The organism is Geothrix campi (assembly GCF_024609265.1).
GTDB lineage: Bacteria > Acidobacteriota > Holophagae > Holophagales > Holophagaceae > Geothrix > Geothrix campi.
Window position 1 is genome coordinate 123,984 of sequence record NZ_JANHMP010000004.1, and the last position, 14,543, is coordinate 138,526.

At 68.7% G+C, this 14,543-nt stretch carries 13 protein-coding genes; 5 read left to right on the forward strand and 8 right to left on the reverse strand.

Annotated features, from left to right (window positions below; genetic code table 11):
- Genes cobB through NOV65_RS14995 form a run of 5 tightly spaced genes read right to left on the reverse strand, consistent with a single transcriptional unit; the run spans position 1 to position 4,120 of the window.
- A complete protein-coding gene (gene cobB / locus NOV65_RS14975) occupies positions 1–708 on the reverse strand; it encodes a Sir2 family NAD+-dependent deacetylase (protein WP_257307467.1) in 708 nt (235 codons plus the stop codon).
- Positions 709–718: 10 nt separating this feature from the next.
- Positions 719–2,365, reverse strand: coding sequence for an alkaline phosphatase family protein (locus tag NOV65_RS14980; RefSeq protein ID WP_257307468.1), 1,647 nt, complete (start codon positions 2,363–2,365; stop codon positions 719–721).
- Positions 2,365–3,027: a hypothetical protein gene (locus NOV65_RS14985; RefSeq protein WP_257307470.1), complete on the reverse strand. Its 663-nt coding sequence runs from the start codon at positions 3,025–3,027 to the stop codon at positions 2,365–2,367. The genes NOV65_RS14980 and NOV65_RS14985 overlap by 1 nt, the downstream gene beginning before the upstream one ends.
- A 23-nt stretch (positions 3,028–3,050) precedes the next feature.
- Entirely contained in the window at positions 3,051–3,587 is a 537-nt protein-coding gene (thpR, locus tag NOV65_RS14990) for an RNA 2',3'-cyclic phosphodiesterase (RefSeq protein WP_257307472.1), read from the reverse strand.
- Positions 3,569–4,120, reverse strand: coding sequence for a thioredoxin family protein (locus tag NOV65_RS14995; protein WP_257307474.1), 552 nt, complete (start codon positions 4,118–4,120; stop codon positions 3,569–3,571). The genes thpR and NOV65_RS14995 overlap by 19 nt, the downstream gene beginning before the upstream one ends.
- A gap of 118 nt (positions 4,121–4,238) precedes the next feature.
- Between NOV65_RS14995 and NOV65_RS15000 the strand changes: the two genes are divergently transcribed.
- From NOV65_RS15000 to NOV65_RS15015, 4 genes are read left to right on the forward strand one after another with little or no spacing between them, the layout of a single operon-like run.
- The gene (locus tag NOV65_RS15000; protein WP_257307476.1) at positions 4,239–5,720 is read left to right on the forward strand and encodes a sigma-54 interaction domain-containing protein; all 1,482 of its coding nucleotides are present in this window, start codon (positions 4,239–4,241) and stop codon (positions 5,718–5,720) included.
- Between the two features lie 23 nt (positions 5,721–5,743).
- A complete protein-coding gene (locus tag NOV65_RS15005; RefSeq protein WP_257307478.1) occupies positions 5,744–6,610 on the forward strand; it encodes a 50S ribosomal protein L11 methyltransferase in 867 nt (288 codons plus the stop codon).
- Positions 6,607–7,398, forward strand: coding sequence for a glutamate racemase (gene murI, locus NOV65_RS15010; RefSeq protein ID WP_257307480.1), 792 nt, complete (start codon positions 6,607–6,609; stop codon positions 7,396–7,398). The genes NOV65_RS15005 and murI overlap by 4 nt, the downstream gene beginning before the upstream one ends.
- A 23-nt stretch (positions 7,399–7,421) precedes the next feature.
- Positions 7,422–7,946, forward strand: coding sequence for a GNAT family N-acetyltransferase (locus NOV65_RS15015; protein ID WP_257307482.1), 525 nt, complete (start codon positions 7,422–7,424; stop codon positions 7,944–7,946).
- A gap of 79 nt (positions 7,947–8,025) precedes the next feature.
- Here the strand turns inward: NOV65_RS15015 and NOV65_RS15020 are convergent, their stop codons facing one another.
- On the reverse strand, positions 8,026–9,651 hold the full coding sequence (locus NOV65_RS15020) for a sensor histidine kinase (protein WP_257307483.1): 1,626 nt from the start codon (positions 9,649–9,651) through the stop codon (positions 8,026–8,028).
- Entirely contained in the window at positions 9,648–10,559 is a 912-nt protein-coding gene (locus tag NOV65_RS15025) for a CHAD domain-containing protein (RefSeq protein WP_257307484.1), read from the reverse strand. Before NOV65_RS15025 ends, NOV65_RS15020 begins: the two co-directional genes overlap by 4 nt.
- A gap of 161 nt (positions 10,560–10,720) precedes the next feature.
- Here NOV65_RS15025 and uvrA point away from each other — a divergent pair, with 161 nt between their 5' ends.
- Positions 10,721–13,552, forward strand: a complete 2,832-nt coding sequence (gene uvrA / locus NOV65_RS15030; RefSeq protein ID WP_257307485.1) for an excinuclease ABC subunit UvrA — start codon at positions 10,721–10,723, stop codon at positions 13,550–13,552.
- 9 nt (positions 13,553–13,561) lie between these two features.
- Here uvrA and NOV65_RS15035 read toward each other — a convergent pair whose 3' ends face one another.
- Positions 13,562–14,509: a ribonuclease D gene (locus tag NOV65_RS15035; RefSeq protein ID WP_257307486.1), complete on the reverse strand. Its 948-nt coding sequence runs from the start codon at positions 14,507–14,509 to the stop codon at positions 13,562–13,564.
- Positions 14,510–14,543: the final 34 nt, after the last annotated feature.

Genomic DNA, 14,543 nt, shown 5'->3' on the forward strand with positions numbered 1-14,543 from the left:
CTACCGGCGCGCCAACAGTTCCGCCACGAAGGCTGGCACCAGTTCCGTGGCGGGACCGCTGCGGTGCTCCTGGAAGGCGTCCGCCACGCGGCTGGGTTCGAGGTTGAGTTCCACCGTGCGGGCCTCGGGCCCCACGGCCTCCACGAAGCCAGCGGCGGGGTAGACATGGCCGCTGGTGCCGATGGCGGCGAAGAGGGCGCAGCCTTCCAGGGCGCGGTAGATGCGCTCCATCTCGAGTGGCACTTCGCCGAACCACACGATGTGCGGTCGCAGCTGCCCGCGCCGGCAGGCGGGGCAGCGGCTGTCCGCGTCCATGTCGCCGGGCCAGTCTAGCACCGCGCGGCAGGCCAGGCAGCGGCCCTTGAGCAGCTCGCCGTGCATGTGCACCAGGTTCCGCGAGCCGGCGCGATCGTGGAGGTCATCCACGTTCTGGGTCACCAGGAGGACTTCCCCGGGCCTTTCGCGCTCCAACCTCGCCAGGGCCAGGTGGGCGGCGTTGGGTTGGACGCTGGGGAGGCTGCGTCGCCGCTCGTTGTAGAAGCGGTGCACCAGGGCCGGGTTGTGGTGGAAGGCCTCGGGGGTGGCCACGTCCTCGACCCGGTGGTTCTCCCATAGTCCGTTGGCGTCGCGGAAGGTGCGCAGCCCGCTTTCCGCGGAAATGCCTGCGCCGGTGAGGATCACAATCGAGGCAGCACGGGGGAGGGTCATGGCGGAGATCCTAGCGCTTTGGCGTCAGGTCCAGCGGCTGGCCGTCCACAGGGCCTGGCTTGAGACCCAGCTCCCGGGCCAGGGTGGGGGCCAGGTCCACGGTGCGGACGGGTTCCGGACGCTCGCCAGCCTTCCAGGGCCCCCAGAAGATCAGGGGTACACGACGGTCGTAGGCGTAGGGCGTGCCGTGGCCGGTGGGCCAGTCTGTGGGCGGCACACCGAAGACGGTCCAGGGCTTGAAGGCCACGAGGATGTCGCCGCTGCGCTCGGGACGGAAACTGCGGCGCAGCAGGACTCGCAGGCTGCTGTCCCGGGGGCTGGCCATAGCTGCAGGATCCGTGGCAGTCAGCTCCTCGGCGGTGAAGGCGTCGGCCACTTCGGGCCGAGCGCGCAGCCAGGTCTGGATCCGCGCCAGCACGGCCTTCCGATCCAGCCCGGCGGCCTTGAGGGCGGCCTCCTGCAGGTAGAGGTCATTGGGTTCCGGGGACTCCAGGAGGAGATCCGCATCCACCTTGAAGCTGGCCTTCAAGTCGGTGCGCAGCTCGTCCAGGAACTGGGGCGGGTTCACGCGTCGGGCGGGGAAGCCGCTCTCGGTCAGCGCCTCGGGGAGGTCCATGCCGCCGTGATCGGCGCTCAGCACCACCCAGGCTTTGGGGTCGCGACGGCGGACATCATCGAGTAGCCGGCCCACCGTGCGATCCAGGCGGTGGAGCTGGTCCCGCATCTCCGTGCCCAGGGTGCCGTAGCTGTGGCCGATGTAGTCCGTGGCGGAAAAGCTCACGGCCAGCAGATCCGTGGCCGGGCCGCGGCCCAGGTGTTCGCCTTCCAGCAGGGCCTCGGCGGCCTCCAGGGTGACCTCGTCGAGGAAGGGGGACTTGCGGAACCGACCCTCGAAGGTCTTGTCGAGGGGCATGCCCGCGCCCTGCACAAGGCGGGGAAGGGCGCCGTTGCGGATCACCTGGCCTGGAAAGGTCCAGCTGGCCACGCGGCCTTCGGGCGTGGTGGGCTCCTTGGCCCACAGCCAGCTCTGGGTGGCGAAGCGGCCCTTGAGGCCAGCATCGAAACGGACCAGCCACTCGGGCAGATGCGTGGCGTAGACGGAGGAACTGGTGAAGCCCGCGGCGCCCGTGAACCAGAACACGCCCGTGGGCTTGCGACCGGCCATGAGAATGGCGGCCCGGTCCTTGCCCGACACGGCGAAGGCACGGGCCCCAGGGACCTGGGCCTGGAGCCAGTCGCCGAGGCCGTCGCCGAGGAAGCGGGCGTTGGACGAACTGGCCTGGTCCGGAGCGTGCAGGGCCTTGGCGCCTCCATCTTCCACGCAGTACACCAGGCGGCTGGAGGGCCGGTCGAACCAGCGGTTCTCCACGATGCCGGTGCTCGCCGGGAAGCGCCCCGAGAGCAGCACCGAGTGGCCGGGGCCGGTTTCGGTGAAGCCGTGGTCGTGGTACGCCTCGGTGAAGAAGACCCCCTCCTGGCGGAGACGGGCCAGGCCGCCGGTCAGCTCGGGGCCGTAGGTCTGCATCAGCTCCGCGGAGAATTGGTCCACGGAGATCACCACCACGAGCCGGGGGCGGAGGATCGCGGGCTGGGCCTGGACAGGGGCCGGGAGGAGGATCTGGGTCAGGACAGGCAGGAAGGCGGGCAGGGATTTCATCAGAAGGTGATCCCCACGCCGAAGGTCCACAGGCGCTCGAACTCCTGGCCGTTGCCCTGGGCTGCGAAGTAGGTGCCAAGGTCGGAGGCGCTCCCGAGCTTCACGGGATGGTCCTTGCTGGTGGGCTGCTGGTAGCTGGCGGCCACATAGGGATGCACCAGCACCGAGGGGATGCGCCAACGGGCGCCCACCCGCAGCCAGGTGCGGCTGAGATCCTTGGCGCTGGAGGCTCCGGCCGTGTCCAGGGTGTAGCGCTGGAATCGCTGGATGAGGCCGATCTCACCGGCGATCCCCACGAAAGGCACCCACAGCTGGGCATTCAGCCCCAGGCCCACGCCTTGCTGCTTCAGCCGGGTGCCCTGGGTGGTGGTACCCGTGGCCAGGCTGCCGTCGGCGGAGAACTGGGAGTATTCAAGGCCGCCCTCCAGCTTCAGGAGGGGGCCCACCTGGAAGATCTGCCGGTTCGCGGTGGCGATGAAGCCCTTGCCCGTGTCGAAGTCCCCCGCCGCCAGGTCGCCCGTGCCGGAGATCAGGGTCTGGGGCAGGTTCTGGCCCGAAGGTCGGGGCAGTTCCAACCGCAGGTCCCACTGGGCACGCAGGGGCGCGGCCCCCAGGCTCAGAAGCGCGGCGATGAGGCAGACCGGCAGAGGAATGAGGCGCATCAAGGGCTCCGGCAAAACCCCGATCATACCCGCCGCAGGTTCCAGGTCCCCAGCGGCGTGTAGCCTCCCCCGGGCCGGCTTTCGAAGAGCACCAGCCGGTCTGCGGTGAAGGCGGCGGGTGGAGGAGGCGCGAAGGCGGTCATGGCTCGGGCCCGGCGGAACCGCGCCAAGGTGAGGTGGGGATGGAAAGGTTTCAGGTCAAAGGCTTCCCCGGCTGCCGTCAGGGCCCCGCGCAAGTCCGCGGCCAGGGTCTCCAGGGCCGGGCAGGGATCGAGCCCCAGCCAGAGGACCCGCACGGGATCGAGTTTCGGAAACCCGCCCAGCCCCGCCGCGCGGAGGCCGAAGGTCCCGTGGCGGTCGGCGACGGCGGCGGCGAGTCCCAGCAGGGTGGGCAGGGCCTCCACTGGGCGCTCCCCCAGGAAGGCCAAGGTCAGGTGCAGGCCTTCAGGCCGGGACCACCCTCGGGTCCCTGGCTGGGCGCGCTGCCAGCGGTCCAGGGCCTCCCGCAGCTCCGCGGGCAGCGGCAGGGCGAAGAAGAGCCTCAGGCCCCCACCTTCCACTTGATGCTGCAGCCCATGCTCGGATGCTGGACCTTCACGGGGCCTTCACCCGCCAGCACGCGCTCGAGGGCGACCCTCAGGTCCTGCCGGGTGACGTGGGCGGCGTCCTTCCAGTTGTCGTCCAGGCGGCCGCGGTAGGTGAGGCGGCGGTGGCCATCGTAGAGGAAGAAATCCGGCGTGCAGGCCGCACCCAAAGCACGGGCCACGGTCTGCTCCTCGTCCCAGAGGTAGGGGAACACGTAGCCCTTGGTCTGGGCCCGGACCCGCATGGCCTCGAAGCTGTCATCCGGATAGGTTTCCGCGTCATTGGGGTTGATGGCCACCACCGCGCAGCGCCCGGTGTAGATCCGGGCCAGCGTGTTGAGGCGGTCATCGACGGCCTGCACGTAGGGGCAGTGGTTGCACATGACCGTCACCAGCAGGGCGGGGCAGTGGAAATCGTGGAGCGACCAGAGCCGGCCGTCGACGCCCGGCAGCGTGAAATCCGGACAGGCCGTGCCGAGCGGGACCATGGTGGATTCCGTCAGGGCCATGGGGACCTCCGGGAGGTTCCTTCATCGTACGCCTGGGGGCAAGCGGGGCCGCCCGCAGTCATTTTTTTGACTTGACCGCTTCCGGCCTGCCTCTAGGCTGGTTTCAACCAAGGAGCCCATGACTCTGCTGCCGCGCCTTCACTGGTCCACCCTCGGGGACGATACCGGGGGGCTGGAGCATCGGTGGGCGGCGCACTGGGAGGTCACGGTGGATCGCGGCGCCGCGCCGGCGCTGCCGCCCCGGGACGTCGATCTGTGGGTGATCAGCGCCCGCGGCGCCTGGCCGCCGCCAGAGATGAACCGGATGATGGCCGAGGTGGCGGCCCTGCCCATTCTGCTGGGGCTCAAGGCCGATGCCGCGCCCATGGACGCCAAGGCCCTGTCGGATTGGGGGGAGCTTGGCTCCGTGCGCTGGGGCGTGCTGGGCCCCGAGCCCCCCATGCCAGGTCTGCGCCCGCGCTCGGGCAACACCACCCAGCTGAGCGCCTCGCAGGCGCTGGCTTTCGGCCTCATCGGCACCAGCCCCGCCATGCAGGAGGTGCTGGCCCGGGCCCGCAGCGCCGCCGCCACGCGAGCCACGGTCCTGCTGCTGGGCGAGAGCGGCACCGGCAAGGAGGTCATCGCCCGGGCCATCCATCGCATGAGCGCCGACGCTGGTGAACCCTTCGTGCCCGTCCATTGCGGCGCCATCCCCGAGAACCTGCTGGAATCCGAACTCTTCGGCTACAACAAGGGCGCCTTCACGGACGCCCGCAAAGACACGCCGGGCAAGTTCCGCGAAGCCCAGGGCGGCACCATCTTCCTCGATGAAGTGGGCACCATGCCGCTGGGCGCCCAGGTGCGCCTGCTGCGGGTGCTGCAGGAGCGCGAGGTGCAGCCTCTGGGTGGCGGCGCGCCCGTGAAGGTGGAGGTGCGCGTGGTGACGGCCTCCAATGTGGACTTGTGGAAGAAGGTCCAGGACGGCAGTTTCCGCGAGGACTTGTTCTACCGCCTGGAGGTGGTGCCCATCACCATGCCGCCCCTGCGGGCGCGACGGGAGGAGGTGCCCTTCCTGGCCCAGCACTTCCTCAACCGCAAGGCCCGCGAACACGGCCTCTACCCCAAGGCCCTGCATCCCAGCGTGGATCCCCTGCTCATGGCGCTCCCCTGGCCCGGCAATGTCCGCCAGCTGGAGAACGCCATCGAGCGCGCCATCGTGCTGTCGGGCACGCGTCCGGTGCTCACGCGGGAGGATTTCGCCTTCCTCGCGGAGCGCATGGGGGCACCCGCGGAACGGATGCCAGAGGCGCCCGCCACCGACGGCGCGCCGAAGCCGGAGTTCGCGCCCCTGCCCGGCAGCGCCTTCGCACCGATGCCGACCAGCGCCTTCTCCCCGACGCCTCCGGCAGCCTTTGGCATGGACCTGCCGGCCGAGGGCATGGACCTGAACCAGGTGGTGTCCGACATGGAAAAGACGCTCATGCTCCAGAGCCTCGCCATCACCCGCGGCAACAAGAAGCGCGCCGCCGATCTGCTGGGCCTGAAGCGCACCACGTTCCTGGAGAAAATGAAGCGGTTGGACCTCGAGGACGCGGACAGTGCCGAGGCGGCGGAGGCCTGAGCCGCCCCTGTTAACCTGAGGGGATGACGGACGCGACGCATCTGAGGTGGAAGCTGGAGGTCCCCGACCCCCAGGAAGAGGCGCTCTGCGCCTGGCTGGAGGCGCTGGGATCGTCCGCCTTCTATCGCGAGGCCGACCCCCCCCGGGCTTGCTACGCCTACTTCCCCCCGGACCAGGCGCCCCCGGAACCCTCGGGCCTGACCGACTTTCCCGGCGTGCACCTGCTGGAGGCGGAATCCTTCGGCGACGAGGACTGGCTGGCCAAGAGTCGCGAGGGCTTCGGCGCCTTCGATGTGGGTGCGCGTTTCCATGTGCGCCCCCTCTGGGACGAGACCCCCGGCCCGGCGGAGCGCATGGACCTGGTGGTGAACCCGGGCCTGGCTTTCGGCACCGGGGGTCACGAGACCACGCGCCTCTGCATGGAGCTCTTGGAGGAACTTGCCACGGCAGGCCGGCTGCAGGGCCCCATCCTCGACATCGGCGCGGGCACGGGCATCCTCTCCCTGGCGGCCTTCCTGCTGGGTGGGCGGAACCTCACGGCCTTCGATATCGACCCAGACTGCGGCCCGGCCATGACTGAACTCATGGAGCTGAATGCCCACTTGTTGAAGGGTGCGGCACCCTACGAGAGCTTTGTCGGGACGCTGGATCATCCGAAGGTGCAGGGCCCCTACGCGGGCCTGCTCGCCAACATCCTGCTGGAGACCATCCAGGAGCTGCTGCCGCGCATGGCCGACGTGGCCGCCCCCGGCGGCTGGCTGGTGGCCAGCGGCATCCTGGCGGAGCGCACGGACGAAGCCCTGGTGAGCCTCGCGTCCCATGGCTTCAGGCCCGAGAAGGTGCTGAAGGAAGGCGAGTGGATCGCCGTGCTGGCGGTGCGGGAATCATGAGCCGCGCCGACCGCCCCATCGGGGTCTTCGATTCGGGCATGGGCGGGCTCACCGTCATCCATGCCCTGCGCCAGCTGGTGCCCCAGGAGGAGCTGGTCTACCTGGGCGACACGGCGCGACTGCCGTACGGCAGCAAGAGCCACCACACCATCGAGCGGTACACGCTCCAGATGGGCGAGCTGCTCCAGCGCCACGACCCCAAGCTCATCGTCATCGCCTGCAACACGGCCAGCGCCCATGGCCTGCCGGCGCTCCAGGCCGTGAGCCCCTGCCCGGTGATCGGCGTCATCGAGCCGGGCGCCGAAGCCGCCGCGGCGGTGCCCGGCCCCGTGGGCGTCATCGGGACGCTGGCCACGGTGGGGAGCCGGGCCTATGAGACGGCCATCCTGCGCCGCGATCCCTCGAAGATCATCCACAGCGCGGCCTGCCCCTTGCTGGTGCCTCTGGCGGAGGAGGGCTGGTTCGACGATCCCGTCACCGACACCATCTGCCGCCGCTACCTGGATCTGCTGCCCCCCGAGGTGAAGACCGTCGTGCTGGGCTGCACCCACTACCCGACCCTGCTGCCCAGCCTGGAGCGCTGCCGCCCCGGCACCCTCTGGATCGACAGTGGCCGGGTCACGGCCAAGGCCGTGGACCGCCTGCTGCAGGGCACCCTGGGCTACCGGACCGCCAGTGCGCGCGGCGAACTCCGCGTCCAGCTCACCGACGCCAGCAGCCGCCTGAAGGAAGTCGGCAGCCGCTTCCTGGAAGAGGCGCTGGGAGAGGTGGAAGTGGTCGACATCTAGGCGGCGGGGGAAATGGAATGACCATGCAGCTCACGATCCGCGACCTTCGGCCCGAGGAGTCCGACGCCCTCGGCCGACTCCTGGTCGAGGTGTATTCGAACCTGGACGGGTTCCCGACCCCGGAGGAGCAGCCGCGCTATTACGAGCTGCTCGCGAACATCGGGCGCTTCACCGAAAAACGGGACACGCGGGTGCTCGTCGCGCTCTCCGACGAGGGTGAACTGGTCGGTGGCGTCGTCTACTTCGGCGATATGGCCGAGTACGGATCGGGCGGAACCGCGACCATGGTCAAGGACGCGTCCGGCATCCGCCTGCTGGGCATCAGTCCCAAGTTCCGTGCCATGGGAGCGGGCAGGCAGCTCACCAATGCCTGCATCAGGCTGGCGCAGGAGAAAGGCCACTCCCAGGTCATTCTGCACACGACGCAGGCAATGCGGATTGCGTGGGGACTCTACGAGCGCCTGGGGTTTGAACGGTCCGAGGATCTCGACTTCATGCAGGGCGAGTTGCCGGTGTACGGCTTCAGGCTCTCCTTGGCGGGGAAATGAGGTCACGGTCCTTCCGGGGAGGCCCTCTCCATGCTCTCCGTGGATCTTGGTGCCCTCTGGGTTCCAGCCTTCCCGAACGCTAGGCCGGAACCACACCCGGCAGGCTGAACACCACGCAGGTGCCCTTCCCTTCGGTGCTCTCGATGCGGATTTCGCCGCCATGGCTGCGGACGATCTCGCGGCAGATGCTGAGGCCCAGGCCCGTACCCTTGCCTTCGGGCTTGGTGGTGAACATGGGGCGGAAGACCTGGCCCAGGAGGTCGGCGGGGATGCCTTGGCCCGAATCCTGGAAGCGGATCTCCCACCAGCGGCCACCGGGCGAGCTCTCCTCGGCCGGTTGCGCCGACAGTCGCACGGTGCCGCCGCCGGGCATGGCGTCCACGGCGTTCTTCATGAGGTTCAGGAAGAGCTGCTCCATCTGTTTGCGATCCACGTTGAGGCAGCACCCGGCAGGGATCTCGGCTTCCACGGTGACGCCGTGGGAGGTCAGGGTGGGAGCCCAGAGCTGGCGGAGGTCCTCCAGCAGATCCGCGAAGGACTGGACCTCTTGGTGCAGCTGGGGACGGCGGGTGAGGTCGAGCATGCGCCGCACGATGCCGCTCACGCGCTGGATCTGGGCCTGGATGACCCCGAGGCGCTCGCGCACTCGGTCCGGGAGGTCCTTCTGCCCCTCCATGAGCTGGAGGTGGCCGTTCACCAGGTTGAGGGGCGTGCCCACCTCGTGGGCGAAGGTGGCGGCGAGCTGACCCGCCACGGCGAGCCGTTCCTGGGCCCCCAGTTCCTCCCGCAGCAGCGCGTTGCGCTCGGCCATGGCCGCCAGTTCCACGTTCTTGGCCTGGAGTTCCGACAGGGCGGCGTCGATGCGACCCTGGAGGTTGGCGTTGAGGCCGCGGATCTCGTGGATGAGGGTCTCGCGCTCTTCGCCGGCCCGCTGGAGCTGGACCGCCATGCCGTTGAACTGGGCCGCGATGAGGCCCAGCTCGTCGCTGCGCTTGATGGGGATCCGGGCATCGGCCTCACCTCGTTCCAGCCGCTCCATGGCCAGTACCGTGGCCTCGATGGGATCGCTGATGAGCACGCGCAGGATGAGCCAGAGCAGGATGAACTCGCCGAGGAGGACGCCGGGCAGGGTGCGCAGCGTGCGCTTCAGGTTGTTGTCCCAGACCACTTCCCACCGCTCCAGGTCGCAGTAGACCCGGACGAGGCCCAGGGGCGCCTGCCCGGGTTTATGGTTGCGGATGGGCTGGTAGACCTTCCAGGCCCGGCCCCCGGTGTTGAGGTCCACCAGCTCGGCCTGGGGTTTCGTGAGGGTCAGGTAGGAGCCGATCTCGGGGCCCCATTCCACGGACGCTTCGTCCCCGGAGGAGCGCACCAGCTCCACTTCGTTGCTCTTCCCCACGCGCCGGAAGACATCGATCTGGAAGATGCTGCGGTCGGGGCCGGCGATGCTCTCCAGCAGCTGGTCGAGCTTGTCGGCGTCCCGGAAGGTGGGGTCCCGTTCGACCACGTCGGTCTCCACCGTTCCCGCCGTGTCGATGGTGAGCTGGCGGGAGTAGTTCTCCAGCTCGCGGCGGCTGTTGCGGATGATGTTGTACGCCACCGCCACCGTGAGCACGCTGGTGACGAGGCCCAGCAGCAGGAACAGCTTGGCGTGCACGCTGCGCAGCCAGGCCAGGGGGCGGATCCGCACGCGCCAGAAGCTCATCGGGATCCCGCCTCGACCGGGGGGAGCCCGAGGGCAGGCCGTACGGCCTGCGCAAAGACGCCAGGATCCTGGCCGGCGGCGGCGGCCGTGAAGCGGCCAAAGGCCGCCCGCCTCGCCTCGGCCACCTCCCCCAGCAGTTCCAGGACGCCGGCGGCGAGGATGGCCCGGTCCCGGCCGCGAAGCAGGCCCTCCTCCTCCCAGAGCAGGGCCTCCAGGGCGGCCAGGTCGTGGTGTTCGCCCAGGGCGGTCTGGAGCGTCTTCAACTGGGTCAGCACGGTTTCCGGTACGATCGGGAAGGCACCTTCCAGGGCCTCCACGGCGTAGCGCAGCTTCTTGATCCGCACCCGGGCCTTGTGGAGGGCCGGTGCATCCTCCTGGGCGGCGAGGCTCGCCAGATCTCCCAGGGCGCCCGCGGCGCGGGGCTCGAGGCAGGTCCAGGCGGCTTCCTGGAGGGAGGTGTGCTGGAAGGGGGCCGGCAGGCTGGGCACGTCCAGGAGCCTGTCCAGGTCGGGCAGGCGCAGCTCGCCCAGTTCCTTGTGCATGGTGCGCCGCGCCTTGGCGCGGGCCCGGTCCACGCGCTCCAGCAGGTGTTCCAGCACCGCGCCCTGGCCGGGGGTGGTCGCCGACCGGCGGTGTCGCTCCAGCTGCGCCGCGTGGACATCAAGTTCCCGCGGCAGGCCGAGGACATCCACGAGCCGCTTCAGGGCCCGGCGCTGGCCCTTGTGGCCGGGATAGGCCTCGGGATCCACCAGGTCCAGTACCGCGCCGAGGCGGCGGGCGGACACGCGCACCTGGTGCAGCGGCTCCTCCTCCTCTGCCCACCCCTTGGTGGCCAGCAGCGCCTGGAGCCCCGCGAGTCTGACCTCCAGGGCGCGGTGAAGCAGGATCGCCAGCTCGGCCGGGTGCATCCCATGATTTTAGGTGCCGTTTCGAAATAACCAGCGCTTTTCTGGGCGTTTCGCAACGGGAGCTTATCTCGGACCCCCCCCTCGGTGGGAGGCCTTGGGCTCCAAGAAACGACCCAGACGCCATCCACAGAAGCGAAAAATTCGCGTAAACTGAGAGGTCTATGGAACACATCCACATCAAGGGCGCGCGCGAACACAACCTGAAGAACCTGGATCTGTCGCTGCCGCGCAATCAGCTGGTGGTCATCACGGGCCTGTCAGGTTCGGGGAAATCCAGCCTGGCCTTCGACACCCTCTATGCCGAGGGCCAGCGGCGCTACGTGGAAAGCCTCTCGGCCTACGCGCGGCAGTTCCTCGATCAGATGGAGAAGCCCGATGTGGACAGCATCGAGGGGCTGTCGCCCGCCATCTCCATCGAGCAGAAGACCACCAGCAAGAACCCCCGCTCCACCGTGGCCACGGTGACGGAGATCTACGACTACCTGCGCCTGCTCTACGCCCGCACAGGCAAGCCCACCTGCGTGGCTTGCGGCGAGCCCATCGCCAGCCAGACCATCCAGGAGATGGCGGATCAGATCCTCGCCAAGCCCGAGGGCACCCGGCTGCAGATCCTGGCGCCCGTGGTACGGGGCCGCAAGGGCGAGTACAAGAAGCTGCTTCAGGACCTCATGAAGCGCGGCTACATCCGGGCCCGGGTGAACGGTCAGATGCTCGACCTCACCGAGGGCATCCCCGACCTCGACAAGCAGAAGAAGCACACGCTGGAGGTGGTCATCGACCGCCTGAAGGTGAGCCCCGCCATCCAGTCCCGCCTGGCAGACAGCCTGGAGATCGCCTGCAACCTGGCGGAAGGCAGCGCGCTTGTGGACCTGGACGATACCGAGCAGCTCTTCTCCAGCAAGCTGGCCTGCAACAACCAGAAGTGCTCCAAATTTGGCCTGGGCCTGCCGGAATTGGAGCCGCGGTCGTTCTCCTTCAACACCCCGTACGGCGCCTGTCCCGCCTGCGACGGCCTGGGGTTCAAGCGCCAGTTCGCGGAGGAGCTGATCATCCCGAACCCGGCCCTGTCCATCAACGAAGGCGCCATCCAGGCCAGCGGCTGGAAGAGCGTGTCGGAAGACGGTTGGCGCTCCCAGTTGATGGATCAGCTCGCCCGCAAGGCGAAGTTCAGCCTGGATACGCCCTGGAAGAAGCTGCCTGCCGACATCCGGCGCCTGCTGCTGCACGGCACCGAGAAGGAGATGCGGTTCACCTACGAGAACAAGAAGAACCGCTACGATTTCGTCCACCACTTCGAAGGCATCGTCGGCAACCTCGAGCGCCGCTATCGCGAGACCACCAGCGAGGAAATCCGGGCGGAGCTCGAGGAATCCATGCAAATCATCCCCTGCGAGACCTGCGCCGGCCAGCGGCTCAGGCCCGAGGTGCTGGCGGTCTATGTGGGCGGCCTGAACATCGCCCAGGTGGTGGCCCAGAGCGTGCGGGACGGCCGCAAGTGGTTCAGCGATCTGGCCCTCGAAGGCAAGGACGCCGTCATCGCCGAGAAGGTGCTGAAGGAGATCCGCGAGCGGCTGGGTTTCCTCGATGATGTGGGGCTCGGCTACCTGACGCTGGATCGCAGCGCGGCGACGCTTTCGGGCGGCGAAGGTCAGCGCATCCGCCTGGCCACCCAGATCGGCAGCAAGCTCCAGGGCGTGCTCTACGTCCTGGATGAGCCCAGCATCGGTCTGCACCAGCGCGACAACCTGCAGCTCATCCACACCCTGAAGGAGATGCGCGACCTGGGCAACACCGTGCTGGTGGTGGAGCACGACCTGGAGACCATCCTCGCCGCCGACCATGTGGTGGACATGGGCCCCGGTGCCGGCGAGCACGGCGGCTTCGTGGTGGCCCAGGGCACACCGGAGGAGATCGGCCGCACGCCGGGTTCCATCACCGGCGATTTCCTCTCGGGCCGGGACGCCATTCCCGTGCCCCGCACCCGGCGCAAGGCCAAGCGGGGACATCTGTCCGTGGTGGGCGCCGAAGAGAACAACCTCAAGAAGGTGGACGCCGACTTCCCCATCGGGCTCTTCACCTGCGTGACGGGCGTCTCCGGCTCCGGCAAAAGCACCCTGGTGAACGAGATCCTCTACAAGGCCCTGGCCAACCAGCTGCACCAGGGCGTCCACATCGTCGGGAAGCACAAGGCCATCAAGGGCCTTGAAGCCATCGACAAGGTCATCGACATCGACCAGGCCCCCATCGGCCGCACCCCCCGCAGCAACCCCGCCACCTACACCGGCCTCTTCACCCCCCTGCGGGAACTCTTCGCCCAGCTGCCGGAGAGCAAGGCCCGGGGCTACGCGCCGGGGCGCTACAGCTTCAACGTGAAGGGCGGGCGCTGTGAGAAGTGCGAGGGCGACGGCGTCCTCAAGATCGAGATGCACTTCCTCCCGGACGTGTACGTCACCTGCGAGCAGTGCAAGGGCAAGCGCTACAACCGCGAGACCCTGGAGATCCACTACAAGGGCAAGAGCATCTCCGAAGTGCTGGCCATGACCGTGGAGGAGGCGCTGGAGCTGTTCGCGCCCATCCCCGTGCTGGCCAACAAGCTGCAGACCCTCATGGACGTGGGTCTCGGCTACGTGCGCCTGGGCCAGAGCGCCACCACCCTGTCCGGCGGCGAGGCCCAGCGCGTGAAGCTGGCCAAGGAGCTGAGCAAGCGGGCCACCGGCCGCACCGTCTACATCCTGGACGAGCCCACCACCGGCCTGCACCTCAAGGACATCCAGAAGCTGCTGGAGGTCGTCACGCGGCTGGTGGAGACCGGCAACACCATCATCGTCATCGAGCACAACCTGGACGTCATCAAGACCGCCGACTGGATCCTCGACCTGGGCCCCGAAGGCGGCGCCGAGGGAGGGCGCATCATCGCCCTGGGCACACCCGAAGAGGTGGCGAAAAAGAAGGCCAGCGTGACGGGAAGGTACCTGGCGCCCTACCTGAAATAGCCGCCAGGATCAGCGCCGTTCGCCACTCTCCCAGATGATCTCGTCGGCGGTGTCGCCGTTCTCCACTGTCTCGTGGGCGCCCTCTTCGAACACGGCCCAGAGGGCGTCCAGGCGCTTGCGGCGGAAGCGGGGGTTGGGGATGGTGCGCTCCAGGGCTTCCCTGGTGGCAGGCGGGTGCTCCAGGCGGGCCATGAGCCAGCGGTTGCCCAGTTCCATCACGGCCCCCACATCGCCTTCGTTGCCCCAGGCCCAACGCAGCGCCGTGAGCTTCTTGGCCCGGTCCACGGCCAGTTCCCCCAGGTGCCTGACCTTGTCCACCACCGGGTCGTGCTTGGGGGGGACATAGGCCCGCACCCGCTTCAGCAGGTGGCGCATGTCCTTGGGCAAGGCGGCCAGGCGCGGGCCGATCTCCGGGTGGTCCCGCTTCGCGTCGGCCTCGTCGGCCAGGATGCGCAGCAGGGGCAGCAGCAGGGCAGCGTCGCGGCTGGCGTAGCTGATCTGCGCATCGCGCAGGGGGCGGAGCATCCAGTTGGAGTCCTGCTCCTCCTTGGGGATGTCGAGGCCGAGCTTGAGCTTGGCCATGGTCTTGAGGCCGGGCTGGGGGTAGCCCAGGGCGCGGGAGAGCAGCATGGTGTCGAAGATGCTGTCGGGCACCACGTCGTAGAGGCGCTTGAAGACGATGCCGTCGCCCGAGAAATCGTGGACGATCCAGGGCACCTGGGCCATGGCCTGCAGCGCCGGCCGCATGAGCCCGCCCAGGGCCAGCGGATCCACCAGCCAGGCCTGGTCGTGGGTGGCCACCTGCAACAGCGCGAGCAGGCAGTGGTGCATGCCTGTGAGGCTGCACTCGATGTCCACCGACAACACGCCCGCGGCGTGCCACAGGGGCAGCGCCTCCTGGAGCTTCTCGGGCGTATCCACGTAGGTCGTGGGGAGGTCGAAGTGGTCAAGCACCATCCCGCCAGTATGGCAGTCCGGTACCATGAACCTT

Coding starts and splice junctions, on each gene's coding strand:
- NOV65_RS15020 (WP_257307483.1), bottom strand. CDS start 9,651: ATGAGCTTCTGGCGCGTGCGGATCCGCCCCCTGGCCTGGCTGCGCAGC.
- NOV65_RS15000 (WP_257307476.1), top strand. CDS start 4,239: ATGACTCTGCTGCCGCGCCTTCACTGGTCCACCCTCGGGGACGATACC.
- uvrA (WP_257307485.1), top strand. CDS start 10,721: ATGGAACACATCCACATCAAGGGCGCGCGCGAACACAACCTGAAGAAC.
- NOV65_RS15005 (WP_257307478.1), top strand. CDS start 5,744: ATGACGGACGCGACGCATCTGAGGTGGAAGCTGGAGGTCCCCGACCCC.
- NOV65_RS15025 (WP_257307484.1), bottom strand. CDS start 10,559: ATGCACCCGGCCGAGCTGGCGATCCTGCTTCACCGCGCCCTGGAGGTC.
- NOV65_RS15015 (WP_257307482.1), top strand. CDS start 7,422: ATGCAGCTCACGATCCGCGACCTTCGGCCCGAGGAGTCCGACGCCCTC.
- NOV65_RS14985 (WP_257307470.1), bottom strand. CDS start 3,027: ATGCGCCTCATTCCTCTGCCGGTCTGCCTCATCGCCGCGCTTCTGAGC.
- NOV65_RS14980 (WP_257307468.1), bottom strand. CDS start 2,365: ATGAAATCCCTGCCCGCCTTCCTGCCTGTCCTGACCCAGATCCTCCTC.
- NOV65_RS14995 (WP_257307474.1), bottom strand. CDS start 4,120: ATGGCCCTGACGGAATCCACCATGGTCCCGCTCGGCACGGCCTGTCCG.
- cobB (WP_257307467.1), bottom strand. CDS start 708: ATGACCCTCCCCCGTGCTGCCTCGATTGTGATCCTCACCGGCGCAGGC.
- murI (WP_257307480.1), top strand. CDS start 6,607: ATGAGCCGCGCCGACCGCCCCATCGGGGTCTTCGATTCGGGCATGGGC.
- NOV65_RS15035 (WP_257307486.1), bottom strand. CDS start 14,509: ATGGTGCTTGACCACTTCGACCTCCCCACGACCTACGTGGATACGCCC.